This window comes from Paenarthrobacter sp. NPDC092416 (assembly GCF_044755025.1).
Lineage (GTDB): Bacteria > Actinomycetota > Actinomycetes > Actinomycetales > Micrococcaceae > Arthrobacter.
The window spans coordinates 428196-453455 of sequence record NZ_JBIVQG010000001.1 but is presented as its reverse complement, the minus strand read 5'-3'; the positions used below and the strand labels follow the sequence as shown (position 1 = coordinate 453455).

Sequence of the window (25260 nt, the reverse complement as noted above, 5' to 3'; positions counted from 1 at the left end):
GGTCAACCGGTCCACACTACTCCGACGACGTCACCTTCGGTCCCCTGTCCGGAAGTTCCTTTTGCCACAACCCAGTAACGCCGGCCGTGGTGAATCCCAGTTGCCTGTTCACCGTCAAAAGGTAGCGGTTCTCTGGAGCATTCCAGGTGTAGATCACGCGCGCATCCGGGAACTGCTCACTCAGGCGCTGCATATTGGCCACCTTGATCAGCAGCCCCAGTTTGTTGCCGCGGTGTTCCTGGAGAACCAAAGTGTCGTCCTGGAACACAACGTCCTGCCGCTGAGCCAAGACGCTGATGGTGGTCAGGCCCACGAGCCGGCCGCTGGCGACATGCTCGACGGCGGTCACCACCGTCCGCCGTCCCTGCGCCAAGGCTGCGTCTTCAGTTTCTCGAAGCACCTCCGCGTCGAAGACGATCCCCGTCGCCTCCACCGCTCCCGGCCTCTCTTCGTCGTCCTCGCCGCGAACAACCTCGCCCGCAGCGTTTTCCAACGTGGCAATGGCTTCCAGCCATTGGTCGGGGCATCGGTCCGTCCAATGGTGCAGCGTGTAGCGACCGCCGTTGGCATCTTCGGCTTCAAGCTGCAAGTCGGCCACGAGCCTGGAGTCAAGGGGAAGGACACACGAGCTGAACTGTTCAATGTGCTGCAGGGTGTACCCGGACCGTTGGGCGAAATCCACTTCCCTGCTGCTGACGGGAATGAAGCCGGCACCGCTTCCGGGAATCAGCTGATCGTCCGGGACCTCGGTGAGGGAGGTTGCAGGGTGGTTTGTGTCCACGAGGATCATGGTGCGGCCTTCGGCCCGGGCCAACTGTTCCGCAGCCTCCAGAAGTTGCCGTCCTACGCCCTGCCGCTGGTATTCCGGCAGGATGTCCAAGGTGAACTCGGCGAGGTCCATGTTGTCCGCCAAGGGCAGGGCAATATCCACCGTACCCACGATTGCCCCGTCCACCTTGGCCACAAGGATGATCTGACGCTCATAAGGATCGGAGAGCTCCAGCAGCTTCTCCAGAGGTGTGTACGCGAGGTCATCACTCCCCCACGTCTCCATCCGGACCCGCCGCCCTACTTCCACGGCATCCAGGAAATCGGCGGCATCCGGGCTGTCCAGATTGTCAGGCACCCATAGCTGCTCGACTTGAACAGTCCGTGTCTCGTCTACAGTCATCCCAGCCGTTTCTGCCATTCGCCCTCGAACCCCGAAGGCCGGAATCCAAGGGCGATATTTATGGCCAGCATATGCCGGTTTTCACTGGCGTTCCATGTCATGACGGACTTCGCCTCGGGCCAGAGTGCCGCCGCACGACGCAGATTGGCAATCTTCACGATCATGCCGAGTCCGTGTCCCCGGTGCTCTGGAGCCACCAACGTGTCCTCCTGGTTGACGATTCCGGGCATGGCCTCCCGGTGCGAAAGCACCGTGTAGGCAGCAAGCTCCCCCGAAGCATCGTGGCGGGCCACGGCCACGATGAACTCAATACCGCTCGCCTGCCAGGTGGACTCCTCCTGCCGCACCCGGGCATTGTCCCATCGTTCGCCTTCCCAGTTCAGGCCGGCGATGGGCACCTCGGTGCTCATCAGACTCTTCAAGTCTGCGAACGCGCCCACGAGCTTGTCGGGGCATCGATCGGTCCATTCAATAAGGCTGTATGCCGTGGCCTTCCGAAGCGCCTGCACCTCCAGCTCCACCAAGTGCGCTTCGTCAACCGGCAGCGACAGGAGGCTGCTGGTCTCCACCTGTTCCAGGGAATAGCCGTGATGCACTGCGAAGCGGGTGGAAGCGTTGTCCAGCGGCACGCCGCCCGTACCGGATTTAGCTTCGAGAACAGGAACTCCGGCCAAGACCGGCGCTATTGGTCCGCCGCAATAGCCGTCGAATGAGTTCCTGTCCCTTTCACGGGCCACCCGTTCCAAATATTCCAGGATCTGCGTCCCGAACCCTCGCCGACGGTAGTCCGCGTCCACCAGGACGTCCATGCCCGCCGTCGTGAGGTTCTCACTGAGCGGCAGCATCAGCGAACCGCTGCCCACAACCTTTCCCTCCAAGCGTGCGAGGAACACCTGCCGTTCCTCGTAGTCGTTGCCCTGCCAGAACAGCACAGCCTCGGGCAACGTGGCAGCACGGTCGAGGTTTCCCCAGACCTCAAGCTCGTAAGCGTGCCGCAGTTTGTGGAAGGCGAGGAAGTCCGGCGATCCGCCGGCGTCCGGTCTCTTCGGGACAGGGATCTGCTGGATGGTCAGTCCGCCGTTGGCGGACGCGTTCGACGTCGGTGCCACGCATCACAGCCTAGCGCCGCCACGACGACGCACAATAGACGGACAAAAAGAAGGACCGTCCGGCAAAAGCCGGACGGTCCTTCTTCAGAGCCAATGCTCCCGGAGCTTACGCCTCGGTGAGAACCTTGGTGACGTTCGGGTCAACGGTGATGCCCGGGCCGAACGTGGTAGCCAGAGTAGCCTTCTGGATGTAGCGGCCCTTGGAAGCAGACGGCTTCAGACGAAGCACCTCTTCCAGAGCAGCTGCGTAGTTCTCGGCCAGCTTCACAGCGTCGAAGGAAACCTTGCCGATGATGAAGTGCAGGTTCGAGTGCTTGTCGACGCGGAAATCGATCTTGCCACCCTTGATGTCGTTGACAGCCTTGGTGACATCCGGGGTAACCGTACCGGTCTTCGGGTTCGGCATGAGGTTACGCGGGCCGAGGACCTTACCGAGGCGGCCAACCTTGCCCATGAGGTCAGGGGTTGCCACTGCGGCGTCGAAGTCGGTCCAGCCGCCGGCGATCTTTTCGATCAGGTCATCGGAACCAACGAAGTCGGCGCCGGCAGCGATTGCTGCTTCTGCCTTGTCACCGGTTGCGAAAACGAGGACGCGGGCGGTCTTACCGGTGCCGTGCGGCAGGTTGACGGTGCCACGAACCATCTGGTCGGCCTTACGCGGGTCAACGCCCAAACGGAAAGCGACCTCAACGGTTGCGTCGAACTTGGAAGGGTTGGTGTCCTTCGCGAGGGTGATGGCCTCGAACGGGGCGTAGACCTTGTCTGCCTCGATCTTGGCTACGGCTGCCTCATATGCTTTGCTGCGCTTTGCCATGCTGCTTATTCTCCTTGTGCAGTTGTGGTCTGCGGACCGCGCTGGGCCCTGCCACAGTCGGGGATCCGGCAAGGATCCTGCGACATTTCATTGATTCAAGTGCCGGTTGCCCGGCGGGTGAAAGCTGTATTTAGCCTTCGACCGTGATGCCCATGGAACGGGCGGTGCCTGCGATGATCTTGGCAGCTGCCGCGATGTCGTTGGCGTTGAGGTCTTCCATCTTGGTGGAAGCGATCTCTTCGACCTGGGCCTGGGTCAGCTTGGCAACCTTGACGGTGTGCGGGGTAGCCGAACCCTTGGCGACGCCTGCAGCCTTCTTGATGAGCTCTGCAGCCGGCGGGGTCTTGGTGATGAAGGTGAAGGAACGGTCTTCGTAGACCGTGATTTCAACCGGGATAACGTTTCCGCGCTGGGATTCCGTAGCAGCGTTGTACGCCTTGCAGAATTCCATGATGTTGACACCGTGCTGGCCGAGCGCAGGACCGATCGGCGGGGCCGGGTTAGCGGCACCTGCCTGGATCTGCAGCTTGATGAGGCCGGTGACCTTCTTCTTGGGAGCCAATGTAGGGTCCTTCTCTCAATAGCTTCCTGGGACACAGGAGCGCGTCTCAGGTTGGTGGCCGCCATGGCGAGGCGACCGGCCGCTCCCGTCCTGCTAAGCAGGCAGAACCGGAGCGAAATCTTTGGGTTCAGTTAGATCTTGGTGACCTGGTTGAACGCGAGCGTTACCGGGGTTTCGCGCTCGAAGATCGAAACGAGAACCACCAGGGTCTGGGATTCCGGCTTGATCTCGGAGATCGTGGCCGGAAGGGTCTCGAACGGACCTTCCTTGACGATGACGGACTCGCCAACCTCGAAGTCGATATCCACGGGAGCCTGGTGCTGCTTGTTGACCGGCTTGCCCTTCTCGGCCTGCTCTTCTTCGAAGACCGGGGCAAGCATGGAGAAGACCTCGTCCAAACGCAACGGCACAGGGTTGTGGGCGTTGCCCACGAAGCCGGTGACGCCAGGCGTGTGGCGGACTGCGCCCCACGAGGCATCCGTCAGGTCCATGCGGACCAGGACGTAGCCGGGGATGCGAACGCGGTTGATCACCTTGCGCTGCGCGTTCTTGATCTCGACGACCTCTTCCATCGGGACCTGGATTTCGAAGATGTAATCTTCCATGTCCAAGGTCTGGATGCGGGTCTCAAGGTTGGCCTTCACACGGTTTTCGTACCCGGCGTAGGAGTGGATGACGTACCAGTCACCCTCCTGGCGGCGAAGCTTGGCTTTGAACTCATCAGCCGGATCGGCGGGCGCTGCAGCAGCAGCGGCGGCCAGGTCGTCGTCGGACGCTTCGGCGTCATCCTCGTCGGACTCACCAGCGTCGTCGTCGGACTCGTCATCAGACTCGTCGTCTACGTCAGATTCGAAGGCTTCCTCGGAATCGTCGGCGTCGACATCGGCAGATTCGGGCGCAGCAGAATCGACCTCGGACTCTTCCGCGGCGTGGTCCGCGTTTTCAGCGGCCCCATCCAGCTCAGTCTCAGTTACCTCGAGCTCCTGCTCAGACACTTGGTCTCCTGCTTCCTCATTGCCTAACATGCCTATTTAAATGGCTCAATTCCGCAAACCCCGCAAAATCCCTGAATTTCAAGGGATTCCGCGCAGTTTGCGGACAGATCCGCTTAGCTGTCCGTAGCGCCTGACCCGCCGAAGACCCAGCTGACACCTGTTCCGAAGGCAAGGTCCAGGAGGGTGACGATGAGCATCATGATGGCTACGAACACCAGCACCACGAGCGTGTAGTTGATCAGTTCCTTGCGGGTCGGTGCGACGACCTTCTTCAGTTCGCCGATTACCTGGCGGACAAAGAGTGCAATTCGGGCAAAAAAGCCGGAATCGGCCTTCTTGGCGGGACGGCCCTTCGAGCTGCTAGCAGCCGTTTCGGTCACCTGGTCCTCACTCACCTTGCAAACGTCGTTGACCCGACTCTGATCAGAGCCATGGTTGCTGCGCATGCCCCGGCGTTTCCGCCGGAACAGCTTGCGCAGGGCAGACAGGACTCGAACCTGCAACCTGCGGTTTTGGAGACCGCTGCGCTACCAATTGCGCCACTACCCTATGGAATGAATCCATGTTTCAGGCCGCACTTCAGCCTGTGGTGCTTTTCAACACCGGTGAACCAGTCTACGCAAGAATTTCGCGATAGTCGAACCGGCTCAATTCCGGACCTTCCAGCCCCTCACGAAACAGTGTGAGCAGCATTATCAGTCACATTGTTCAGCAGGCGCCCGGGAGCTCCGCAGAACAGCATAAGGTAGTTTACGTCGAATCCCATCATCCAGCCCACGAGCTGCCTGCGAAGAACGGTACATAGATGTCTGCCGGAACAACTGCCGCCCGCATTTCACAGCGAATCTCCGCCATTGCCGAGTCCGCCACCCTTGCCGTTGATGCCAAGGCCAAGGCACTGAAGGCCGCGGGGCGCCCCGTGATTGGTTTCGGTGCCGGCGAACCTGATTTCCCAACCCCCGACTACATCGTGAAGGCTGCGATCGAAGCCGCTGCCCAGCCGAAGTATCACCGCTACTCCCCCGCCGCCGGACTTCCCGAGCTGAAGAAGGCCATTGCGGACAAGACCTTCCGGGACTCCGGCTACAAGGTGGACCCTTCCCAGGTCCTGGTGACCAATGGCGGCAAGCAGGCCGTCTACAACACTTTCGCCACCCTGGTTGATCCGGGCGACGAGGTCATCATCCCCACACCGTTCTGGACCACTTACCCGGAGGCCATCCGTCTTGCCGGCGGCGTTCCCGTTGAGGTCTTTGCCGGTCCTGAGCAGGGCTACCTGGTGACCATCGAGCAGCTTGAAGCCGCTGTCACGGACAAGACCAAGATCCTGTTGTTCGTTTCCCCGTCCAACCCCACGGGCGCTGTGTACAGCCCCGAGCAGGTTGCAGAAATCGGCAAGTGGGCTGCGTCCAAGGGCCTCTGGGTTGTCACCGACGAAATCTATGAACACCTCACGTACGACGGCGTCGAGTTCACCTCCATCGCCACCGCCGCGCCGGAACTGGGAGACAAGGTAGTCATCCTGAACGGCGTAGCCAAGACCTATGCCATGACCGGGTGGCGCGTTGGCTGGATGATCGGCCCGGCTGACGTCATCAAGGCGGCCACCAACCTGCAGTCGCACGCAACATCGAACGTCTCCAACATCATGCAGATCGCAGCTGCCGCCGCCCTCACAGGCCCGCTGACCGCCGTCGACGAGATGAAGGTTGCTTTCGACCGCCGTCGTAAGGCGATCGTGGCAGGGTTGAACGCGATTGAAGGCGTGGAATGCCCGACGCCGACAGGCGCCTTCTATGTGTACGCGGACGTCCGCGGACTGCTGGGCAAGGAATTTGAGACTTCCAACGGTCCGGTTCGTCCGAGCACATCGGCCGAGCTCGCCACGCTGATCCTCGACGAGGTTGAAGTTGCCGTGGTTCCCGGTGAGGCCTTCGGCCCGTCCGGTTACGTGCGGCTGTCCTACGCCCTCGGCGACGACGACCTCGCTGAAGGCGTCCGCCGCATCCAGGAATTCCTGGGCAAGGCCAAGTAACCGCCGGCCCAACCTAAAACGCTCTGTCACCTTGGTTGGTGACGGAGCGTTTTTTGTTATGTGTCGGGCCATGAGGGAGCGAACCGGAAAACCCCGCGGGACATGAGGGAGCGAACCGGAAAACCCTGCGGGACATGAGAGAGCGAACCGGAAAACCCCGCGGGACATGAGGGAGCGTCAGAGGAGGCGGCGCTCCGCAGCCCACTTGGTCAGCTCGTGGCGGCTGGATAGCTGGAGCTTGCGGAGGACCGCTGACACGTGGGTCTCCACTGTCTTGATGGAGATGAAGAGCTCCTTCGCCACCTCTTTGTAGCTGTAACCGCGGGCAATGAGCCGCATGACTTCGAGTTCCCGCGCGGACAAACGGTCAAGCTCGTCGTCAGCGATGTCGGCGGGCGCTGTGCCGAACGCGTCCAGGACGAAACCGGCGAGACGGGGCGAGAACACGGCGTCGCCGTCGGCCACCCGAATGACCGCATCAGAAATCTCCGAGCCCGAAATGGTCTTGGTAACGTAGCCGCGGGCACCTGCCCGAATGACGGCCACCACGTCTTCGGCGGCATCGGACACACTCAAGGCCAAGAAGCTGGTGGTGCCCAGCAGCCCCACAGACCCGGCGATGACCTCACGGCCACCCCCGCCCATTCCACCGGGCAGGTGCACATCGAGGAGCACCACCTCCGGACGGGTTTCGGCGATCACTGCGATCGCCTGTTCCACGGTCCCGGCCTCCCCGACCACGTCCATGCGGGCGTCGAGGTCAGCCTTCAGCCCGGATCGGAAGATCGTGTGGTCATCGACGATCACCACACGGACCGTCCGCCCAGCGGAACCTCCGGGGATGCCGCTCGCCGGATTACCGGCTACCGGGATGTTGTTCATGGTCTTGCTTCTCCGTTCCGTGCTTCGCCGCCGTCGGCATTAACCGAGGGCAAGGCCAGACGGACTTCCGTACCGTCGCTGCTGCTGTTGATGACGGCCGTGCCGCCATGCCGCTTCATGCGGCCAATGATCGATTCCTTGACGCCGAGCCTGTCGTCCGGGACAGCGTCCAAGTCGAAGCCGGGCCCACGGTCCTTGATGAAGATCTCCGTGCCGCCATCAGTGCTCTCAACGTAGACGGACACTGTCCCGCCGCCATGTCTCGCGGCGTTGAGCATTGCTTCGCGGGCTGCCTGGACCAAGGCCTCGTGTCGGTCGGTCATGGGGGTATCGCCCACCGTGACCACTTCCACGGCGTGGCCGTGGGAGTCCTCCACCTCGGCAGCCACCGACTTGATCCGCTCGGCCAACAGCCCGGCTTCCTTGGCAGCATCACTGAACAACCACGTGCGCAGCTCCCGTTCCTGTGCCCTGGCCAGCCGGATGACATCCTGTTCAGAGCCGGCGCGGCGCTGAATCAAAGCCAACGTCTGCAGGACGGAGTCGTGGAGGTGAGCTGCGATCTCGGCGCGCTCAGTTTCCCGCACCCGCCCCGCACGCTCGGTTTCGAGGTCCTTCCAGAACTTCAGCCCCCAGGGCAGCAAGACCAAGGCCACCCCGCCCAGGACAGCGACGGAAGCCAGCAGCGCCAGCCACGTTTGCTCCCAGGAGCCCGAGCCGGACACCATGACCAGGACGCCCGCGGCAACGAGTGCCAGCCCTGCCGCCAGCCGGACCCACCCGCCGGCCTGGTCGGCCTTGGTCTTGTCCACCAGCCCGGCCCTGCGGGTCTCGTCCAGCTGCATCCACGCAATCGCGGCGCCACCGAGGATGGCCGCGGCGGGGATCAAGGTACCCAAGGGAACGTCCACGCCGAACTGGCGTGCAATCAAAATGGCAGCCACGAGCAAAAGACCCGCACCGAGCAGGATCTCCTTGCCGTACTGGATCCGGCGGAACGTGAACCATGGGGCCAGCGCCGCGGCTGCGACTCCAGTCCCGGTGCCAGGACCGGCATCTGTCCCGCCTCCGGCTTCAGGGCCCGTTCGCACCCCGGGCCAGGAAGCCGCAGCTCCTACGGCGCCCCCGGCCCCGCTCAAGCGGTCAGCGCCGGAGATTCCGGCAGCGCCCAAGGCTTGTTCGGCACCACTGCCCGATTCAGCACCCATCCCTGTTTCAGTGTCCGGTGCATATCGCCCGGCGGTGCCAACCATGGAAGGTGGGCCGAACACGGCGGGCGAGGAACCGGCGTCGTGCGTTGTGACGTTGGCCGGGCTGTACGGCAAACTGGCCGGGTTGTACGGCGACATTTGCGGGCTGTACGGCGACATTTGCGGGTTGCGCGCCAGAGGCGCCGCGTTGGGCGGCAGGCTCACCGCGGGAGCAATGGGCGACGCCGGTCGGCGGGCATTGCGTTTGGCGTTCTCGTCCGCGGTGGGAACCATGGTCCACAGCCAAGCGTAGAACGCCACGCCCGCTCCGCCAGCAAAACACGCCAGGAGCATGCCGACGCGGACAAGCTTCACGGGCCAGCCCAAGTGGTCGGCGAGGCCGCTGCAGACGCCGGCGATCATACGGTCGCTGCTGCGAACCAGCGGCGGGCGTTGTACAGCGGTTGTCATGTTCCAATCCAAACATGGATCAGGGTTGCCCGGACCGGAATTCAGCGTTCTTCGGGGGTCACTCAGGGATCGTTCAGGGTATCCCCCAGTAGAGGGCAGGGTGTCCCGGACGGCAGGATCGAAGTATGAACGCGAACAGCATGAACCCAGAGGATTCCGGAACCCCCGGAACCGGCACTCCCGAGGAGCCAGCAGCGGCCGGAACCGGCACTGGCACCGGCACCGGCACGGGCACCGCCGCAGGTCCGGGACCAAGCGCCGGCCCCGGCTTTGACGCCCCCGGCACGGCAACGCCTGGCCCCGCCTCCCAGCAGAACTTCTTCGACTGGATCCGCAGCCAGGGCATCCGCCGCGGCCCGGACCGCTGGATCGGAGGTGTCTGCAGCGGTATCGCCCACCGGTTCGGCATCGATCCGTTGATCGTGCGAGGCATCTTCATCGTCCTGGCGCTTTTCGCCGGCGTAGGTGTCCTCCTCTACGGCTTGGCATGGGCACTCCTGCCCGAGCCTGACGGCCGCATCCACGTCCAAGAGGCCGCCGCTGGACGCTGGTCCGGCGGAATGACAGGGGCCCTGATCACCACCATCATCGGTCTCCCGAGCTTGGGCCGCGGCTTCTGGGGTTGGGGCTGGAACGGCCTTCCCGGAGTGTTCTGGACGCTGTTCTGGATTGGCGGCGTCGTCTACCTGATCTATTTCCTGGTCCAACGCAACAAATCCAATAAAGGAAACCCGCCCATGAGTCAGCAGAACTTCGCTGCCGCAACTGCTTCCGGAACCAACACGGGCGTGCCGGTGTACGGCCAAGGACAGCCCTCCAAAGCGGGCGCGGCCTACCCTTCGGGCCCGTACACCCCGGGAGGTTACGGCTCAGGCCAGACTCCCCCATCGGGCCCCTACACACCGTCCGGTCCCCGGCCTCCGTACGGCCCGACTCCCCCACAAGGCGGACCGGCAAAGCCGGCCGGCCCCAAGCGCAAGGGTCCCGGCACCGCGATTGTGGCAGTATCCGCCGGTGCAGCCCTGTTGGCCGGTGGCACGCTCAAGGCTCTCGACGCTGGCAACGTGATCGAGCTCGGCAACGCAGCCAACGCCGTGGTGTGGGCGACCGGGGCCGCAGTGCTTGGCCTGGGCATCCTCATCGCCGGGCTGAGGGGAAGGACCTCGGGATTCCTTGGCTTCCTCGCAGTGGTGGCCTTGGTCATCGGTGGCATTTTCAACCTCATCCCCGCCAACGGCGACCGCTTCACTTTCCGTGACGTCACGTGGGCACCCACCAGCATCGAACAGGCCCGTGAAGGCATCGACATCACCGGCAGCAAAGGCGTGGTGGACCTCAGCGACGTGGTCCTTGCTCCCCCGCTGATCAGCGAAGTCCTGGTTCCGGTGGACGCCACGGCGAGCAACGTCACGGTCATCATCCCGGACGACGTGCCAGTGGAAGTCCGCGCCGACATGACCTTCGGCAACCTCAACGAACGCGGTACTGACCGCGGTGGCCGACTCCAGGACGAGCGGACCACCTACAACACCGACGAGCCAGGAGCCACCCTTGTGGTGGAGATCGACGGCACGTTCAGCAACGTGACCATCCAGGAAGGAAACTGACATGAGCACGAACGAGCCAGTCAACGCCCGCGAAGCCCAGCCAACGGAACCGTTGCAAGCGGCAAAGCCGCAGCAGACAACGCAACCACTGCCTGCACCCAAGCTCCAGCAGATTCCGCTGACGCCGCCTCTCCAGCCGAGCTACCACGTGGAGAACGCGGACGACGACGAGCCACAGCAGGCACGGATCGGAACCGTGGTGTGGGGTCTGATTGTGTTGGCCCTGGCGGCCCTGATCATCATTTCCAAGCTCGGCTGGGTGGCGCTTGATGGCACGTACGTGCTGATTGGCCTCATGATCGGAGCCGGTGCGGCCCTTGTGATCGGCGGACTCCTTGCGGCCAGCCGGGGTTCAAAGTCCTCCAAGGGTTCCGGCAACAGGTCCATAAAGTAACAGAACCCGGGCAAGTCCCCGCCTCCAAAGAAGTGACAAAGCAACCACAACAGGGAAGGCTTTAGCCATGGACAAGTTCTTCAGCATCGTCAGGGGCTTCGGCCTGAAGCGTGGACCCAAGCGCTGGCTCGCCGGCATCTGTGGCGGCATCGCCGCAAAACTCAACGTGGATGTTGCCTACGTGCGCGTAGCTTTCCTGCTCTTCTGCCTGTTGCCGGGGCCGGCGATCGTTGTCTACATCGTGGGTTGGCTGCTCTTGCCGGACCAGAACAACAAGATCGCCCTGGAATCGCTGCTGAGCCAGCGTTCACGGTAGCGTCATCAGCTGTTAGTTAAGGATCGCCCCGTCACCCGGCGGGGCGATTCTGCTGTTTTCGGACAGGTTTCCAATACCGCACGCCGTGGTTGAAAAGTAACCATTTGTGTCCCACCCCACATCCACGTCTACAATCGTTGGGAGCTCAGCGTGGCGCTCTGCACGTATTCCTCCAAGCCATGAGTGAGCAAACATGAAAATTGGCATTCTTACCAGCGGTGGCGACTGCCCCGGACTCAACGCAGTGATCCGGGGTGCAGTCCTCAAGGGCATTGCCATCCACGGCCAGGAATTTGTGGGCTTCCGTGACGGATGGCGCGGTGTGGTTGAAGGTGATGTCATTGACATCCCCCGCACCATGGTCCGCGGTATCGCCAAGCAGGGCGGGACCATCCTGGGAACTTCCCGCACCAACCCGTTCGAGAACGGCGGCGGCCCGGACGTCATCAAAGCCCACATGGAGCGCCTGGGCATCGATGCGATCATTGCGATCGGTGGAGAAGGAACGCTGGCAGCAGCCAAGCGCCTCACCGACGCCGGCCTGAAAATCGTCGGTGTCCCCAAGACCGTGGACAACGACCTCGACGCCACCGATTACACGTTCGGCTTCGACACCGCCGTCCAGATCGCAACGGAAGCGATCGACCGCCTCCGAACCACCGGTGAGTCCCACCACCGCTGCATGATCGCCGAGGTCATGGGCCGCCACGTTGGCTGGATCGCCCTGCACTCAGGCATGGCCTCCGGTGCGCACGCGATCCTCATCCCGGAGCAGAAGGTCAGCATCGAAGAGATCACCGAATGGGTCCAGGAAGCCCACGACCGTGGCCGCGCACCGCTGATCGTGGTCGCTGAAGGGTTCGTTCCGGACCACATGGAATCCCCACACTCCGAGCGCGGCCTGGACACCTTCGGCCGGCCCAGGCTCGGTGGCATCGCCGACCAGCTGGCCCCGGAAATCGAAGCACGCACGGGCATCGAAACGCGCGCCACGATCCTTGGACACATCCAGCGCGGCGGCGTACCGACGGCCTACGACCGCGTCCTGGCAACCCGCTTGGGCATGGCCGCCATCGACTCCGTGGTTGAGGGCCGGTGGGGCACCATGGTGGCCTTGAAGGGTACCGATATCTCCCACGTGGGCTTCGAGGAAGCCCTGGGCAAGCTCAAGACCGTTCCCCAGCACCGCTACGACGAAGCGTCGGTGCTGTTCGGCTAGGCTGAAGCCATGACTCTCGAGCCCACGTCCGCTGCCATCATCCAGCTGGCGTGGGCTCGCCATTTGGGGCTTGACGACCACGCTTTCGCCAACGCTGCGACGCGCGCCGCCGCGTCGTCGTCGGACCCTGAAGACCCTGCCAACCGCATCACGCGAGCCGACGAATCGGCGCGGTCCGTGGTGTTCCTGCGGCTCTTTGGGGCTTCGGCCCTGGTGGGCCCGCAATGGGCGCTGGATGCCGCCAAAGCAGTCCCCGATACCGAACTGGCCCAGCATGTGACGCTCTTGACGCTGACCCGTTCCCACGGCGGGCACGGCCTCGGCTCGTCGGCCTTGTTTTTTGCCGATGACCTCCCCCTGAGGCAGCCCTCGGACGATCTCACGGTTTCCCAGGGGAACCCCGAGGTCATCCGGCTGGAGGGGCTCTGCCCCCCGGACGACGTCAATGAAGTGGGACTGCAAGGTCTCGAGCACCGTTTCACGGTGATGCACCCGGATGATCAGAACTCCACTCCGGTGGCCTGCGGCGCCTATTCCGAGGTTGAGGGCATCCTGGCCAACATGGGGGTCCTGGTGGCTCCCCCATGGAGGCGGCGAGGGCTCGGAACACTCGCCGCGTCCATCGCAGCCCATGAAGCATTGGCCGCCGGCCTGACGCTCCAGTGGAAGGCCGACGTCAGCAACACGGGCGCCCTGGCCATGGCCCGTAGTTTGGGTTTCGCCACGGGCGGGCTGCACGCAAGCGTGCTGATCGGCTGACGCCGGCAGTTCCTACTGCCGGCCCGCCTCCTGGGACGCGTTCTCCTGCGAGGCAGTCTCCTGCGGGGCGATCTGCTGACCGTCGGCTGCCTTGGATGCACCGTCAGCTGCAGTTACCGCTTTTGCACCCCACCCTTCGACGACTTTCGGTTTGCCAAAGAACAGTGCGATGACAGCGCCCAGCAGGATCGCGCAGGCGGGCAGCAGGATGGACTGGCTCATCGCCGTCGAGAATCCGGCATGCAAAGCCTCCGGAAGAACGCCCGTCATCGAGGCCTCACCGCCGGGCGCACCCGCGGGCGCAACCGGCAGCTCAGCAGCCAACCGCGACTGGATGAGCGCAGCGATGGCCGCCGACCCCAAGACCGCGCCGATCTGCCGAGTGGTGTTGAAGACGCCGGATCCCGCGCCGGCTTGGCGGGGTGGAAGGTTGCGCGTTGTCGCGTTGGAGACCGGGCCCCAGATGAATCCATTGGCGACGCCCTGCAAGGCGCTGGGCAGCAGGAACATCCAGATCGGAGTGTCCGGACCCAACAACGAAGCAGTCCAGAAGAGCGCCCCGGAGAGGCACACCAAGCCAAAAGCGGCGAACCAGCGCGGATTAACGCGGTCGATCAACTTCCCGACAAAGGGTGCCAAGGCACCCGAGAGTACTGCCATGGGAATCATCAGCAGGGCAGACTGGGTGGGGGTCAGTCCCCGGACCACCTGGTAATAGAAGATGGTGGGCAGCGGGAAAGCGGTGATGGTGAAGCCAACGGCCATGATGGTGGAGTTGCCCAAGGAGAAGTTCCGGTCCTTGAAGAGGCCCAGCGGCAGCAGCGGTTCGCCGCCCCGGCGTTCAAGGAGCCACTGCCACGCCACGAACGCCGCCAAAACCACGATGCCGGCGATGATCAGGCCCCACACGGTGACAGGCCCGGCAACGGTCCCCCACTTGTAGGTCTGGCCTTCCTGAATTCCGAATACCAGCAGGAACATACCGACGGCGGATAACACGACGCCCAGGACGTCGAACGTGTGGCTGTGGGTGGTCAACGTGGGGACGAAACGCATCACCAGCAAGAACGCGGCGATGCCAATGGGGACATTGACAAAGAAGATCCATTCCCAGCCCAGTCCGTCAACGAGCACACCACCCAGGATTGGGCCGACGAGGATCGCCATGCCCGCGGTGGCCCCCCACAGGCCCATGGCGGCACCGCGGCGGTCTGGCGGGAAGATCCGTGTGATGACTGCCATGGTTTGGGGCGTCATCATGGCGGCGCCCAGCCCCTGCACGGCTCGGGCCGCGATCAGCATGGTGACGTCGCCCGAGAGCCCGCACCACAGCGAGGCCAAGGTGAAGACCACAAGGCCGGTCAGGTACAGGTTCTTGGGGCCAAAACGGTCACCGAGCCGGCCGGTTATCAGGAGCGGCACGGCGTAGGCCAGGAGGTAGGCGCTGGTAACCCAGATGACGGCATTGATGTCAGTGTTCAGGCCCTCCATAATCCGCGGATTCGCCACGGACACGATGGTGGTGTCGATGAGGATCATGAAGAACCCCACCACGAGTGACCAGAGGGCCGGCCACGGCTTAGTTACGTTTTCCAAGGGATTCCTTTGGCTGGTTCGAAAGTTCAGAAGGAGTTGGCTGGGGGTTGTCCCAGGGCAGTTGCCCGCTGCTCAACTCGAGAAGGAGTTCGCGGATCCACGCGATCTCCGTACGGAGCATGGCCTGCTGATATTTGACGTCGATCCAAAACTTGCGTTCGAGGCCCTTTGCGGTGACGGCCGCTTCGCCCCGGACCAGGAAATCGAGGTCCAGGTCCAGCGCCACGAGTCGTTGCTCAAGGAGGCCAGTGACTGCGTCCGCCGGGAGATGATGGGCCTCGGCAATAGCGTGCGGAAAGGTCGGATACTCGTTGACGGGCGTCGACAACATGTCGCGCAGCCGCCGATCCAAGGCTTCATGGCCGGCATCCGTGATGCGGTAGGTGGTGCGCTCGGGCCTGTTGCCTTCCCGCGCCGTTCCCAGTGCCTCCACAAGCCCGCTCACTTCCAGGCGCCCCACCGCGTGATAAAGCGTGCCCGGGCGAACTTTTATGAGGCGGTCTTCATGCCTTGCCATGAGCACTTGGTACATCTCGTAGGGGTGCATGGGCGCTTCCGCAAGCAGTGCCAGCGACGCAACGCCCAGCGGCGTCAACTCGTTTTTGCCCATACCTACTCCCTATCCGCTGCATTATTCCATCACAACTATTCCACGTGGAATAAGAGGATGCAAGAAAGCCCGGTTGGCCTCTTGAGGAAAGGGGGCAACCGGGCTCCGTGTCAGCGTCCGGCCGGGCAGCCGATGGTTATCAGCCCAGAAGAGCCAAAATTTCCGCCCTGGCGAACATGTGCGCGGCCTCCCGGGCGGTGGGCTGACCGGCGTCGGGATCTGCTCCTGCGTCCAAAAGCACGCGGGCCACGCCCGTGTAGCCCTTGAAAACTGCGCCTGCAAGGGGTGTCTGCCCACGGTCGTTGGCCGCGTTCACGTCCGCACCGTGATGCAGCACCAACTGCACGGTTTCCTCGTGCCCATGGTAGGCAGCCAGCATCAGCAGCGAATCCCCCGCAGCATTGGTGAGGGTGGCGGGAGCACCGGCATTAAGGTATCCGCGCAGCAACTCAGTGTCACCTTCGCGGGCGGCGTCGAAAAGTGCATGTGCCAGCGCCAACGTTTCGTCGTCGGCGCCGGAATCCGGGATGGAGGACTCGGGACCTGCAGGCTGGTTCAGTTGGCTCATCGGTGTGGTCCCTTCAGGAATCCGGTCTGGCGCCCGACAACCTGGCCGGCGTCGGGGGCGACGATCACTTCCTGAGCTGCGACATAAGGCTCCTCGCCGTCCATCACAGTCAGCGATTCCTCCGCAGAAACGGAGCGCTTAATGACAGCCAATGCCACGGGACCCATTTCGAAGTGCTGCGCCACCGATGTCAGCGTACCCACCTTGCGTTCCCCGGCAAATACAACACTGCCCGCTGCCGGAAGAGTGTGCTGCGATCCGTCCAGCTGCAGGAACACGAGCCGCCGCGGCGGGTGCCCCAGGTTGTGCACCCGGGCAATGGTTTCCTGGCCTTTGTAGCAGCCCTTGTTCAAGTGGACCGAGGTTCTTAGAAGGTCCAGCTCGTGCGGAATCGTCTTGTCGTCAGTGTCCGCACCCAGGCGTGGCCTCCACGCGGCAATCCGCAAGGCGTCGGCGGCCAAGGCTCCTGCCAACGGCAAGCCCTCCACAGCGGACTCGAGGTCGGCGGCAGGGACGAGGTATTCGAACCACGGCCGCTCAAGCCCCGGGTGGGACTCTTCCGGAACCAGGCTGTACGAGTAGCCACCGGCGCCCACGTGCGGCCAAGGGTCTTCCCACACGAGATACTGCGACAACTGCTCCACCGGCTTGGTAGCAGCGACCACAGCCCACTGCTCCGAGACATCCGTGATCTCGACGCGCAGCATGAACTTCATCCTATTCAGCCACTCAGCCAGCGGCGCGGCCTCCGCGGCCTCAACAATCAGCCAGGTGGTCTCGGCGTCGTCCACTACCCTCGCGTCGAATTCGATGCGTCCTTGGATGCTGAGCAGCAGCAGTTCACTTGCAACCCGCGGCTGCAGATTGGTCAGCTGCTGTGAGGACAGCGTATTGAGCCAGCTGAGGCGGTCGGGTCCGGAGACCGTGACCACTCCCCGGTGTGAGAGATCGACGACGGCGGTTCCGGCCGCGAGGGCGCGCTGCTCCCGCAGCGGCTCGCCATAATGGGCCGCGACGCCGGCGTCCAGGCCGGTGTCCTCGACTGCGCCAGGGCGCGACAACAGAGGGCTCTTGTAAGTCATATGAAGTAGAAGTCCTTGGGGCTCGAGGGTATTCCGGGCTTAGCGGTATTCCGGGTTTTCGAAATCGAATCGGGTGCCGGCTTTCCACTCCTCCGGCAGGTTTCCGTAGGCGGGAATGCCACCGGCATCCCTCATGAGCTTGGCCATGTGCAACAGATTCCATGTCATGAACGTGGTGTTCCTGTTGGTGAAATCACTTTGCGGACCACCGGAACCTTCGTCGAGGTAACTGGGTCCAGGCCCCACGGGACCGATCCAGCCCGCGTCGGCCTGCGGAGGAATGGTGAACCCAACGTGCTGGAGGCTGTAAAGGACGTTCATGGCACAGTGCTTGATGCCGTCTTCGTTGCCCGTGATGAGGCAACCGCCCACTTTGGGGTAGTACGCCCACTGACCTTTGTTGTTCAGCTGGCCGGAGTGTGCGTAGAGACGCTCGATGAGCTTTTTCGTTTCCGAAGAGTTGTCACCGAGCCAAATGGGACCGGCCACCACCACGATGTCGGCTTCCTGGACCGAAGGATAGATCTCCGGCCACTCATCCGTTTCCCACCCGTGTTCGCGCATGTCAGGGTAGACGCCGCTGGCAATCTTGTGGTCCACGGTTCGGAAGAGCTTGGTGCTGACGCCCTGCTTCTCCATGATGCCCCGGCTGATCCGGATGAGCCCCTCGGTGTTGCTCGTCTGGGGCGAGGGCTTCAGCGTGCCGTTGAAGAAGACGGCTTTGAGGCCCTCGTAGCCTCCGGGCTTGAGGTTGTCGTTCACTTTCCTGCTCCCTTGCTCGATGCTTGCGGGACGTTTCAGTGAGACCTCGGCCGAAGGGTTCAGGACACCTTGTGCAGGAACGCCGATGCGTGCGCTTCCAGTGATTTACCACTGGCGGCGACATCCCAGCGCCACAACAGGTTGCCATCCACCAGGCCAAAGATACGCGTTGCCGCAGTGTATTCCTTGGAGTGGCTGCCACGCATCACCATGTCAGTGCTGAGCTGGATCTGCGGTCCTTTGATCTGGCCGTAGTAGAGCTCGGTAATGCCGCCGGGGTGGGCAATCGACACGGAGATATCGAAGCCGCCCTCTTTGTTGCGGCGCTCTTCGACCTCGTCCGCCGTCTTGAGGACGGGAACGATGTCAGCAGGAATGAGCCCCGGGCCTCCGTCACCTTCCTGGAGCTCACGCTCCAGTGCCCAGAAGCCGGTCTCGACGGTCAACGGACGCAACTTTGCGCCGTCGTCGTCGCTGATCCAGCTTTCGGCCCGGTACTGCAGGTACGGAAGGCCGTTATGGGTGAACGAAACGTGTTGGACGAAATGCTCGGAATCCTCGTCTCCGCTGCCTAGCCGGCCGCGGCCTTCCCACTCACCGATGAGCCAGGAAAGGGGGACGAGTTCAGGCGTCAGGTCTGTTGGGATCTCAATGGGCACAACGACTACCTCTGTTGAACTGCAGGATCAGAAAGGACTTACTTCTGGCCCTTGAAAAGGCGGTAAACGACAAAACCTGCAAACCATGCCATGGCGACGCTGGCCAGGCCGAGGAGAACAAGGAAGAAAATTTCAAATGCAAGTACGGACATGATGCCATCCTAACCGTTAGTAGATGAGTAGTTTGTCTATGAAGTACGCCAGAGCACCAACGGCCCAGACAGGTGCAACACCCATCCCCAGGGCCGCCGGAAGGTTGAGTCGTCCACGCCTGAGGGTAGTCATGCGGCGGAAGCAGACCAACACGGAACCAATCACCACGCCCACCAAGGCCGCCGGAAGCACCGAGATATCGGAAAAAACCAACCCTGCCAAAGGACCCATAAGTCCGGCCACAACCACGCCCAAGGGAGCCACAATGCGGTCTGGCCAGCGGATGACGCCAACAAGGAGTGCGGCGGCGGCGCTCAGGCCGGCAACCACAACCATCTCCTTGACGCCATTGAACCTCGCACTGGCAATCCACCCTGCACCCAGGCAATTCAGCAGCACACCAGCGCAGCATCCGAGGGTCGACTCGAGGCGCTGTGCCTGCCCCGTGCCGCGGACCAGTTGGATGATGAACACTGCAATGACACCCATGGCAATGAACGCAGGCGTCCCGTCAAGGAAGCCGGGGGCGGGCATGTAGGCAGCAGTGACGGCCGATCCCGCGCCGGCCAAGGCGATCACGGAGGCAAGGGTCTTCTTGGCCGGGACGCCCAGGAAGTGCGGCCAGCCAATGCCCACGGCGGCCGAAGCAACGATGCCCACACCCACCATGGCTTCCCGGGAAACGAAGGTGCTGGCCACAATGGCTGCGAGCGCCACGAGTCCGAATACCCCGATGCTCCAAGACTTCACTGTGTGCCCGACCTCAATTCGATGCGCCCCTACGACCTCTCGACAATCCTGCCCTATACGGCGCCAATATGTCGTAAACCCGGCGTCGAGGCGTCACGAATCCCTGACCTGCGGGGCCCTGGTGGGTATACTCAGACTTCAACGGTGCACTGCATTGGCCTTACTCCCGTTACAACGGGTACAGGCAGCCAGCCAGCCGTGACCGACCGGTGAAACTCCGGTTTCGACGCCCGATGATGCGCGTACAGCCCATTGGAGGAACTATGTCGCACATCCTGCTCCTGACGAACAGCACCGGATCTTCGGTGGACATCTTGCCTGCCTTGGAGCTGCTCAACCACCGCGTGCACATCCTCCCGGCAGAACCGACGGCCCTGCTTGAAACCGATCCCACGGACATCGTCTTCCTGGATGCGCGCAAGGACCTTGTGGGTGCCCGCTCACTGACGCAGCTCTTGAAGGCAACCGGCTTGAGCGCTCCCCTCATGTTGATCCTCACGGAGGGCGGCATGGCTGCTGTGTCCTCCGCCTGGTCCGTGGACGACATCGTGCTGGACTCTGCCGGTCCGGCCGAAGTCGAGGCCCGCATCCGCCTTGCCATGGCCCGTGCTGTCCCCGGCGAAGAGGAAACCCAGACCGAGATCCGCGCTGCCGGCGTCGTCATTGACGAAGCGAGCTACACGGCGCGCGTCAGCGGCCAGCCGCTGAACCTGACGTTCAAGGAATTCGAACTCCTCAAATACCTGGCCCAGCACCCGGGCAGGGTTTTCACGCGCCAGCAGTTGCTGACCGAAGTGTGGGGCTACGACTATTACGGTGGCACCCGGACCGTGGACGTCCACATCCGACGCTTGCGCGCGAAGCTCGGCGTGGACCACGAGAACCTGATCAGCACGGTCCGCAACGTTGGCTACCGGCTCACGCTGGTACGGCTTCCGGACGACGAATTGTCCGAAGCCTGAGTCTTCGCGGATAACCGCAGATACAAGAGAGGCCAGGATCCGCAGCGGATCCTGGCCTCTCTTGTATCTATTGGTGGAGGACATACGGGTCGAACGTATCGAGGCCACCCCACTGGTGGATCCCCCCTGCGCCTGAACCTTGCGGAGTACCGCAGCGAGCCGGACGAGATATCGAGCCTACCGCCGAAGTGCAGGGACATCAAATCCTCCGATTGCGGCCAGTATTGCCAGGCAGGACTGCGCACTTGCCTGGGACGTATAGCCTTGCATCATGAGTCACGCGCACCCGGAAAACTGGCCCGTACTGCTCGTTCAAGGCGCCCTCGACGCTGAGCTCCTCAAAGATTTCAGGACACTCACCGCTGCAGCAGAGGAGTCCGACGGCAATCCTCCCCTGTCTGAGCAGACGCTCGTCATGCTGCGCGGGGCCGACGCAGGCGACCATTCCGTTCTATCGCTCGCCCTGTACGCCCCTGACGAGGACTCTGACCCCGCCACCGGAGAGGACTTGGCGGGAATCGCCGTCGTGGTTGAAGCTCCGGACCGGACCGGTGTCCTGGAGCTGGCCGTCCATCCGTCCTACCGCAACCAAGGCGTCGCGGGGCGGCTGCTGGGCGCACTGCAGGGTAAACGCGGTTTCGACGGGTTGAGCGCTTGGTCACATGGAAACCATGAGGCCGCTGCCGAATTGGCAGCGCGCTTCGGGTACGGCCCCAAGCGCGAGCTCTGGAAGATGCGCCTGATGTCCAGCACCGCGGCACTGCCCGACGCCGGGCTTCCGGACGGAGTTTCACTGCGAACGTTCGTGCCGGGCCAGGATGAGCGGGGCTGGCTGGCTGCAAACCGGGCGGCCTTCTCGCACCACCCCGAGCAGGGGTCGATGACGCTTGCGGACCTCGAGGCGCGCAAAGCTGACGAGTGGTTCGATCCCGCGGGATTCCTGCTGGCGGTCAATGATGCCGGGCAAATCCTGGGTTTCCACTGGACCAAGGTCCATCCACGGCAGGGACCACACCCCGCCATTGGCGAGGTCTATGTAGTGGGCGTTACGCCGGCCGCCCAGGGCTTGGGACTGGGCAAGGCACTGACGGTAGCCGGAATCAGGCACCTCCAGGACCAGGATCTCCACGCAGTCATGCTCTACGTGGATGCCGACAACCAGGCTGCCGTGGCCCTATACCAGAAGCTGGGTTTCGTCCGCTGGGACACTGACGTCATGTACGGTCCTTTAACCGAAAATTAACCTGGCATGGTTCCCCGGATGAAAGCCCGGGACATCTTGGATTCGGGCGCCCCATTTGCTTGTAATGTGGGAGGAAACCGTCCTGAGCTTAGGAGAAACCCATGCAGCCGGACCCTGTCGGTAACGCCGGATCCACCTCGAAGGGCGCCACACTGCCCGCGCGTTTCGGATCATCGGAAGTACCGGCCTCGCGTGCCACCCAGGACCGCATTGACATTCCCGAATTCGCGCCGAGCCTTGAACCGGAAGGCGACATCTCGCCGGACCGCTTCCTGGACCGTGAACTCAGTTGGCTGGCGTTCAACGCCCGTGTTCTGGAACTCGCTGAAGATCCGGACCTGTTCCTGCTGGAGAGGGTCAGCTTCCTGTCGATCTTTGCTTCCAACCTGGATGAGTTCTTCATGGTCCGCGTTGCCGGCCTCAAGCGGCGTATCGCCACCGGACTGGCCGTACCCTCACCCGCAGGGCTGAGCCCCATCGAGGTGCTCGAGCAGATCGGCGACGCTGCGCACAAGCTGCAGGAACGCCATGCACGGGTTTTCGCCGAGCAGATTCGCCCGGCTCTCGCCTACGAGCACATCCACATCATGCACTGGAACGAGCTGGACGAGGATGCCCGCCACCGGATCAGCATCATGTTCCAGGAAAAGGTGTTCCCGATCCTCACGCCCTTGGCCGTGGATCCCGCGCACCCGTTCCCCTACATTTCCGGCCTTTCCCTGAACCTCGCGGTGATCGTCCGCAACCCGGTCAGCGACAAGGAACTCTTTGCCCGTGTCAAGGTTCCGGACCAGCTGCCCCGCTTGGTGTCCGTGGACGGTCCGCGCGCAGGCGCCATCCCCGGCCGCGTTGCGCGCTTCATCGCGTTGGAAGAAGTCATCGCCGTCCACTTGGACAAGCTGTTCCCCGGCATGGAGGTCCTGGAGCACCACACGTTCCGCGTCACGCGCAACGAGGACCTGGAAGTCGAGGAAGACGACGCCGAGAACCTCCTGCAGGCCTTGGAGAAGGAACTCTTGCGCCGGCGCTTCGGTCCTCCCGTCCGTCTTGAGGTCACCACGGACATCAACCCGAACATCCGGGCACTGCTGGTCCGTGAACTCGGAGTGGAAGAATCCGAGGTCTATTCCGTGCCGGCTCCGTTGGACCTTCGTGGGCTTTCCGCAATCGCCGGGATCGACCGCGCCGACCTCCACTACCCCAAGCACGTGCCCCACACGTCCCGGTACCTCAACGAGTCGGAGACGTCCAAGGCCGCCAACGTCTTCGCGGCGATGCGGCGCAGGGACATCCTGCTCCACCACCCGTACGACTCATTCTCGACGTCGGTGCAGGCCTTCCTCGAGCAGGCGGCCGCGGACCCCAAGGTCCAAGCCATCAAGCAGACGCTGTACAGGACCTCCGGCGACTCCCCCATCGTGGATGCACTGATCGATGCTGCTGAGGCCGGCAAGCAGGTCCTGGCACTTGTGGAGATCAAGGCCCGCTTCGATGAACAGGCAAACATCTCCTGGGCCCGCAAGCTGGAGCAGGCAGGCGTCCACGTGGTGTACGGCATCGTTGGCCTGAAGACCCACTGCAAGTTGTCCTTGGTGGTCCGGCAGGAAGTGGATGGCCTGCGCCGCTACTGCCACATCGGCACCGGTAACTACCACCCCCGCACGGCCCGGTACTACGAAGACCTGGGCTTGCTGACCTCCAACGAGCAAGTGGGTGAGGACCTTTCCAAGCTGTTCAACCAGCTGTCCGGCTATGCCCCGAAGTCCACGTTCAAGAGGCTCCTCGTGGCACCGCGTTCGGTGCGGGCCGGCCTGATCGAGCGGATCGAAGCGGAAATCCGCAACGCCCGCGCCGGCGTTCCTGCGCGCGTGCAGATCAAGGTCAACTCCATGGTGGACGAAGCCATCATTGACGCCCTCTACCGCGCTTCCCAGTCCGGTGTGAAGGTTGACGTGGTGGTCCGCGGTATTTGCTCGCTGCGTCCGGGCGTTCCAGGCCTCAGTGAAAACATCACGGTCCGGTCCATCCTGGGGCGCTTCCTTGAGCACTCCAGGGTGTTCGCGTTCGCGAACGGCGGGGACCCCGTGGTGTACATCGGTTCGGCCGACATGATGCACCGCAACCTGGACCGCCGGGTGGAAGCCCTCGTTCAGCTCGCCAGCAAGGAAGACACCACCACGGTATTGGACCTGCTGCGACGCTACGTGGACGACGGCACGGCCAGCTGGCACCTCGACAACGAAGGCCACTGGACAAGGCACCACCTGGACGAGCATGGCCAGCCCCTGCTGGACATGCAGTCCTGGTTGCTGGCTTCCCGTTCACGCCAGCGTGCAGCGGCCCGGCGGTAGGAACGTAGTTGAAGAGCGATACACCCGTGGCGGATCAGACCGACCACCCCGGTGAGCCTGTGGCCGTCGTTGCCGCCGGAGCGCTTCCGTGGCGTGTCCATAAGGGCGCCCTGCAGGTTCTCCTGATCCACCGTCCCCGTTACGACGATTGGTCGTGGCCCAAGGGGAAGCTCGACGCCGGCGAAACGGTTCCGGAATGTGGTGTCCGTGAGGTGCGCGAGGAGATTGGCCTGCAGGCCGCGCTGGGCATCCCGCTGCCTCCCATCCACTACCACGTCAGTGCCGGATTGAAGGTTGTCCACTACTGGGCCGTGAAGGTTAACGGTGAGCAGCTCCGTCCAGATGGCAAGGAAGTCGACAGTGTCATGTGGTGCAGTCCGGACCGGGCTGCCAAGTTCCTGAGCAACCCCACGGATGTTGAGCCCCTCGAATACCTCGAGAAGGCTCACATCCGCGGCGAGCTGGACACGTGGCCCCTGGTCCTGGTGCGCCATGCCAAGGCCAAGCCCCGGTCCTCGTGGAGCAAAGCCGAAGGTGACCGGCCACTGGCCGCCACCGGACAGCGGCAAGCCGTCGCCGTCCAGCGGCTCCTGGAAGTGTGGAAGCCCCAGCGCGTTGTAACGAGCCCTTGGACCCGCTGTGTCGCCACGATTGCGCCCTACGCCAAGGCCAGCGGAGTGAAGGTGAAGCTCGTTGATGCCCTGACGGAGCACCACCACCACCGCTCGCCGAAGAAGACCGCGGCGGCGGTGGAAACGGTGTTTGACAAGCAAATGCCCGTTGCTGTGTGCACGCACCGCCCTGCGTTGCCCACGGTTCTCAAACAGTTGTCGCAGCACATGTCGGCGACCCTTCGCAGCCTGCTTCCGACTGCCGATCCGTTCTTGTCACCTGGCGAAGTCATTGTCTGCCAGGTGGCCCGGGGTTCGGAGCGGAAGATTGTGTCCGTAGAGCAAGTCAAACCTTTCGACGACTAGCGTCTGGCGACGATTGACCCCCG

25 protein-coding genes and 1 tRNA gene are annotated in these 25260 nt (G+C 63.1%); 10 read left to right on the top strand and 16 right to left on the bottom strand.

Annotated elements, in window-relative coordinates; genetic code table 11:
- Window positions 1-16: 16 nt before the first annotated feature.
- The 7 genes from ACIQC5_RS01970 to ACIQC5_RS01940 all read right to left on the bottom strand — a co-directional run bounded on the left by ACIQC5_RS01970 (window position 17) and on the right by ACIQC5_RS01940 (window position 5200).
- Window positions 17-1189: a GNAT family N-acetyltransferase gene (locus tag ACIQC5_RS01970; protein WP_400278047.1), complete on the bottom strand. Its 1173-nt coding sequence runs from the start codon at window positions 1187-1189 to the stop codon at window positions 17-19.
- A complete protein-coding gene (locus ACIQC5_RS01965) occupies window positions 1168-2280 on the bottom strand; it encodes a GNAT family N-acetyltransferase (protein WP_400278045.1) in 1113 nt (370 codons plus the stop codon). Before ACIQC5_RS01965 ends, ACIQC5_RS01970 begins: the two co-directional genes overlap by 22 nt.
- A gap of 106 nt (window positions 2281-2386) precedes the next feature.
- The gene (gene rplA, locus ACIQC5_RS01960; protein WP_400278044.1) at window positions 2387-3094 is read right to left on the bottom strand and encodes a 50S ribosomal protein L1; all 708 of its coding nucleotides are present in this window, start codon (window positions 3092-3094) and stop codon (window positions 2387-2389) included.
- Between the two features lie 130 nt (window positions 3095-3224).
- Complete coding sequence (gene rplK, locus ACIQC5_RS01955) at window positions 3225-3656, bottom strand: 50S ribosomal protein L11 (protein WP_166183617.1); 432 nt, start codon at window positions 3654-3656, stop codon at window positions 3225-3227.
- Window positions 3657-3787: 131 nt separating this feature from the next.
- Window positions 3788-4651 carry a transcription termination/antitermination protein NusG gene (nusG, locus tag ACIQC5_RS01950; protein ID WP_400278042.1) on the bottom strand — a complete coding sequence of 288 codons (864 nt, stop codon included), beginning with the start codon at window positions 4649-4651 and terminating at the stop codon, window positions 3788-3790.
- Window positions 4652-4764: 113 nt separating this feature from the next.
- Window positions 4765-5046 carry a preprotein translocase subunit SecE gene (secE, locus tag ACIQC5_RS01945; protein WP_400278040.1) on the bottom strand — a complete coding sequence of 94 codons (282 nt, stop codon included), beginning with the start codon at window positions 5044-5046 and terminating at the stop codon, window positions 4765-4767.
- Window positions 5047-5127: 81 nt separating this feature from the next.
- Window positions 5128-5200: transfer RNA gene (locus tag ACIQC5_RS01940), tRNA-Trp, on the bottom strand.
- Between the two features lie 256 nt (window positions 5201-5456).
- Between ACIQC5_RS01940 and ACIQC5_RS01935 the strand changes: the two genes are divergently transcribed.
- Complete coding sequence (locus ACIQC5_RS01935; protein WP_400278038.1) at window positions 5457-6686, top strand: pyridoxal phosphate-dependent aminotransferase; 1230 nt, start codon at window positions 5457-5459, stop codon at window positions 6684-6686.
- Between the two features lie 177 nt (window positions 6687-6863).
- Here ACIQC5_RS01935 and ACIQC5_RS01930 read toward each other — a convergent pair whose 3' ends face one another.
- Window positions 6864-7568: a LuxR C-terminal-related transcriptional regulator gene (locus ACIQC5_RS01930; protein WP_400278037.1), complete on the bottom strand. Its 705-nt coding sequence runs from the start codon at window positions 7566-7568 to the stop codon at window positions 6864-6866.
- Complete coding sequence (locus tag ACIQC5_RS01925; protein ID WP_400278036.1) at window positions 7565-9229, bottom strand: PspC domain-containing protein; 1665 nt, start codon at window positions 9227-9229, stop codon at window positions 7565-7567. The genes ACIQC5_RS01930 and ACIQC5_RS01925 overlap by 4 nt, the downstream gene beginning before the upstream one ends.
- Window positions 9230-9354: 125 nt before the next feature.
- Here ACIQC5_RS01925 and ACIQC5_RS01920 point away from each other — a divergent pair, with 125 nt between their 5' ends.
- The 5 genes from ACIQC5_RS01920 (at window position 9355) to ACIQC5_RS01900 (ending at window position 13524) form a co-directional block, all read left to right on the top strand.
- Window positions 9355-10836 carry a PspC domain-containing protein gene (locus tag ACIQC5_RS01920; protein ID WP_400278034.1) on the top strand — a complete coding sequence of 494 codons (1482 nt, stop codon included), beginning with the start codon at window positions 9355-9357 and terminating at the stop codon, window positions 10834-10836.
- 1 nt (window position 10837) lies between these two features.
- The gene (locus ACIQC5_RS01915) at window positions 10838-11230 is read left to right on the top strand and encodes a hypothetical protein (protein WP_400278033.1); all 393 of its coding nucleotides are present in this window, start codon (window positions 10838-10840) and stop codon (window positions 11228-11230) included.
- A 67-nt stretch (window positions 11231-11297) separates the two neighbouring features.
- A complete protein-coding gene (locus tag ACIQC5_RS01910; RefSeq protein WP_400278031.1) occupies window positions 11298-11546 on the top strand; it encodes a PspC domain-containing protein in 249 nt (82 codons plus the stop codon).
- 193 nt (window positions 11547-11739) lie between these two features.
- A complete protein-coding gene (locus ACIQC5_RS01905; protein ID WP_400278029.1) occupies window positions 11740-12765 on the top strand; it encodes a 6-phosphofructokinase in 1026 nt (341 codons plus the stop codon).
- 9 nt (window positions 12766-12774) lie between these two features.
- Window positions 12775-13524, top strand: coding sequence for a GNAT family N-acetyltransferase (locus tag ACIQC5_RS01900; protein WP_400278028.1), 750 nt, complete (start codon window positions 12775-12777; stop codon window positions 13522-13524).
- 12 nt (window positions 13525-13536) lie between these two features.
- On the opposite strand, the gene ACIQC5_RS01895 is transcribed toward ACIQC5_RS01900, so the two are convergent.
- The 7 genes from ACIQC5_RS01895 to ACIQC5_RS01865 all read right to left on the bottom strand — a co-directional run bounded on the left by ACIQC5_RS01895 (window position 13537) and on the right by ACIQC5_RS01865 (window position 19704).
- Entirely contained in the window at window positions 13537-15120 is a 1584-nt protein-coding gene (locus ACIQC5_RS01895) for a DHA2 family efflux MFS transporter permease subunit (protein WP_400278027.1), read from the bottom strand.
- Window positions 15104-15730, bottom strand: coding sequence for a PadR family transcriptional regulator (locus ACIQC5_RS01890; protein WP_400278025.1), 627 nt, complete (start codon window positions 15728-15730; stop codon window positions 15104-15106). The genes ACIQC5_RS01895 and ACIQC5_RS01890 overlap by 17 nt, the downstream gene beginning before the upstream one ends.
- Window positions 15731-15869: 139 nt before the next feature.
- Window positions 15870-16298, bottom strand: coding sequence for an ankyrin repeat domain-containing protein (locus ACIQC5_RS01885; protein ID WP_400278024.1), 429 nt, complete (start codon window positions 16296-16298; stop codon window positions 15870-15872).
- Window positions 16295-17380: a YgfZ/GcvT domain-containing protein gene (locus tag ACIQC5_RS01880; protein WP_400278023.1), complete on the bottom strand. Its 1086-nt coding sequence runs from the start codon at window positions 17378-17380 to the stop codon at window positions 16295-16297. The genes ACIQC5_RS01885 and ACIQC5_RS01880 overlap by 4 nt, the downstream gene beginning before the upstream one ends.
- A gap of 39 nt (window positions 17381-17419) precedes the next feature.
- A complete protein-coding gene (locus tag ACIQC5_RS01875) occupies window positions 17420-18142 on the bottom strand; it encodes a flavodoxin family protein (RefSeq protein WP_400278022.1) in 723 nt (240 codons plus the stop codon).
- A gap of 59 nt (window positions 18143-18201) precedes the next feature.
- Entirely contained in the window at window positions 18202-18801 is a 600-nt protein-coding gene (locus ACIQC5_RS01870; protein WP_400278020.1) for an FABP family protein, read from the bottom strand.
- Between the two features lie 168 nt (window positions 18802-18969).
- Window positions 18970-19704, bottom strand: coding sequence for a permease (locus ACIQC5_RS01865; protein ID WP_400278018.1), 735 nt, complete (start codon window positions 19702-19704; stop codon window positions 18970-18972).
- 263 nt (window positions 19705-19967) lie between these two features.
- On the opposite strand from ACIQC5_RS01865, the gene ACIQC5_RS01860 reads away from it, so the two are divergent.
- From ACIQC5_RS01860 to ACIQC5_RS01845, 4 genes are all read left to right on the top strand, one after another.
- Window positions 19968-20666, top strand: a complete 699-nt coding sequence (locus tag ACIQC5_RS01860) for a response regulator transcription factor (RefSeq protein ID WP_216925061.1) — start codon at window positions 19968-19970, stop codon at window positions 20664-20666.
- A gap of 271 nt (window positions 20667-20937) precedes the next feature.
- Window positions 20938-21909 (top strand): mycothiol synthase, encoded by a 972-nt coding sequence (mshD, locus tag ACIQC5_RS01855; RefSeq protein WP_400278016.1) that lies wholly within the window; start codon window positions 20938-20940, stop codon window positions 21907-21909.
- A gap of 101 nt (window positions 21910-22010) precedes the next feature.
- Window positions 22011-24260: an RNA degradosome polyphosphate kinase gene (locus ACIQC5_RS01850; RefSeq protein WP_400278014.1), complete on the top strand. Its 2250-nt coding sequence runs from the start codon at window positions 22011-22013 to the stop codon at window positions 24258-24260.
- A gap of 8 nt (window positions 24261-24268) precedes the next feature.
- Window positions 24269-25237 (top strand): NUDIX domain-containing protein, encoded by a 969-nt coding sequence (locus ACIQC5_RS01845; RefSeq protein WP_400278012.1) that lies wholly within the window; start codon window positions 24269-24271, stop codon window positions 25235-25237.
- The last annotated feature ends 23 nt before the right edge of the window (window positions 25238-25260 follow it).

Coding starts and splice junctions, on each gene's coding strand:
- ACIQC5_RS01970 (WP_400278047.1), bottom strand. CDS start 1,189: ATGGCAGAAACGGCTGGGATGACTGTAGACGAGACACGGACTGTTCAA.
- mshD (WP_400278016.1), top strand. CDS start 20,938: ATGAGTCACGCGCACCCGGAAAACTGGCCCGTACTGCTCGTTCAAGGC.
- ACIQC5_RS01920 (WP_400278034.1), top strand. CDS start 9,355: ATGAACGCGAACAGCATGAACCCAGAGGATTCCGGAACCCCCGGAACC.
- ACIQC5_RS01860 (WP_216925061.1), top strand. CDS start 19,968: ATGTCGCACATCCTGCTCCTGACGAACAGCACCGGATCTTCGGTGGAC.
- ACIQC5_RS01935 (WP_400278038.1), top strand. CDS start 5,457: ATGTCTGCCGGAACAACTGCCGCCCGCATTTCACAGCGAATCTCCGCC.
- ACIQC5_RS01905 (WP_400278029.1), top strand. CDS start 11,740: ATGAAAATTGGCATTCTTACCAGCGGTGGCGACTGCCCCGGACTCAAC.
- ACIQC5_RS01915 (WP_400278033.1), top strand. CDS start 10,838: ATGAGCACGAACGAGCCAGTCAACGCCCGCGAAGCCCAGCCAACGGAA.
- ACIQC5_RS01850 (WP_400278014.1), top strand. CDS start 22,011: ATGCAGCCGGACCCTGTCGGTAACGCCGGATCCACCTCGAAGGGCGCC.
- ACIQC5_RS01925 (WP_400278036.1), bottom strand. CDS start 9,229: ATGACAACCGCTGTACAACGCCCGCCGCTGGTTCGCAGCAGCGACCGT.
- ACIQC5_RS01890 (WP_400278025.1), bottom strand. CDS start 15,730: ATGGGCAAAAACGAGTTGACGCCGCTGGGCGTTGCGTCGCTGGCACTG.
- ACIQC5_RS01880 (WP_400278023.1), bottom strand. CDS start 17,380: ATGACTTACAAGAGCCCTCTGTTGTCGCGCCCTGGCGCAGTCGAGGAC.
- rplA (WP_400278044.1), bottom strand. CDS start 3,094: ATGGCAAAGCGCAGCAAAGCATATGAGGCAGCCGTAGCCAAGATCGAG.
- ACIQC5_RS01900 (WP_400278028.1), top strand. CDS start 12,775: ATGACTCTCGAGCCCACGTCCGCTGCCATCATCCAGCTGGCGTGGGCT.
- ACIQC5_RS01885 (WP_400278024.1), bottom strand. CDS start 16,298: ATGAGCCAACTGAACCAGCCTGCAGGTCCCGAGTCCTCCATCCCGGAT.
- ACIQC5_RS01910 (WP_400278031.1), top strand. CDS start 11,298: ATGGACAAGTTCTTCAGCATCGTCAGGGGCTTCGGCCTGAAGCGTGGA.
- ACIQC5_RS01930 (WP_400278037.1), bottom strand. CDS start 7,568: ATGAACAACATCCCGGTAGCCGGTAATCCGGCGAGCGGCATCCCCGGA.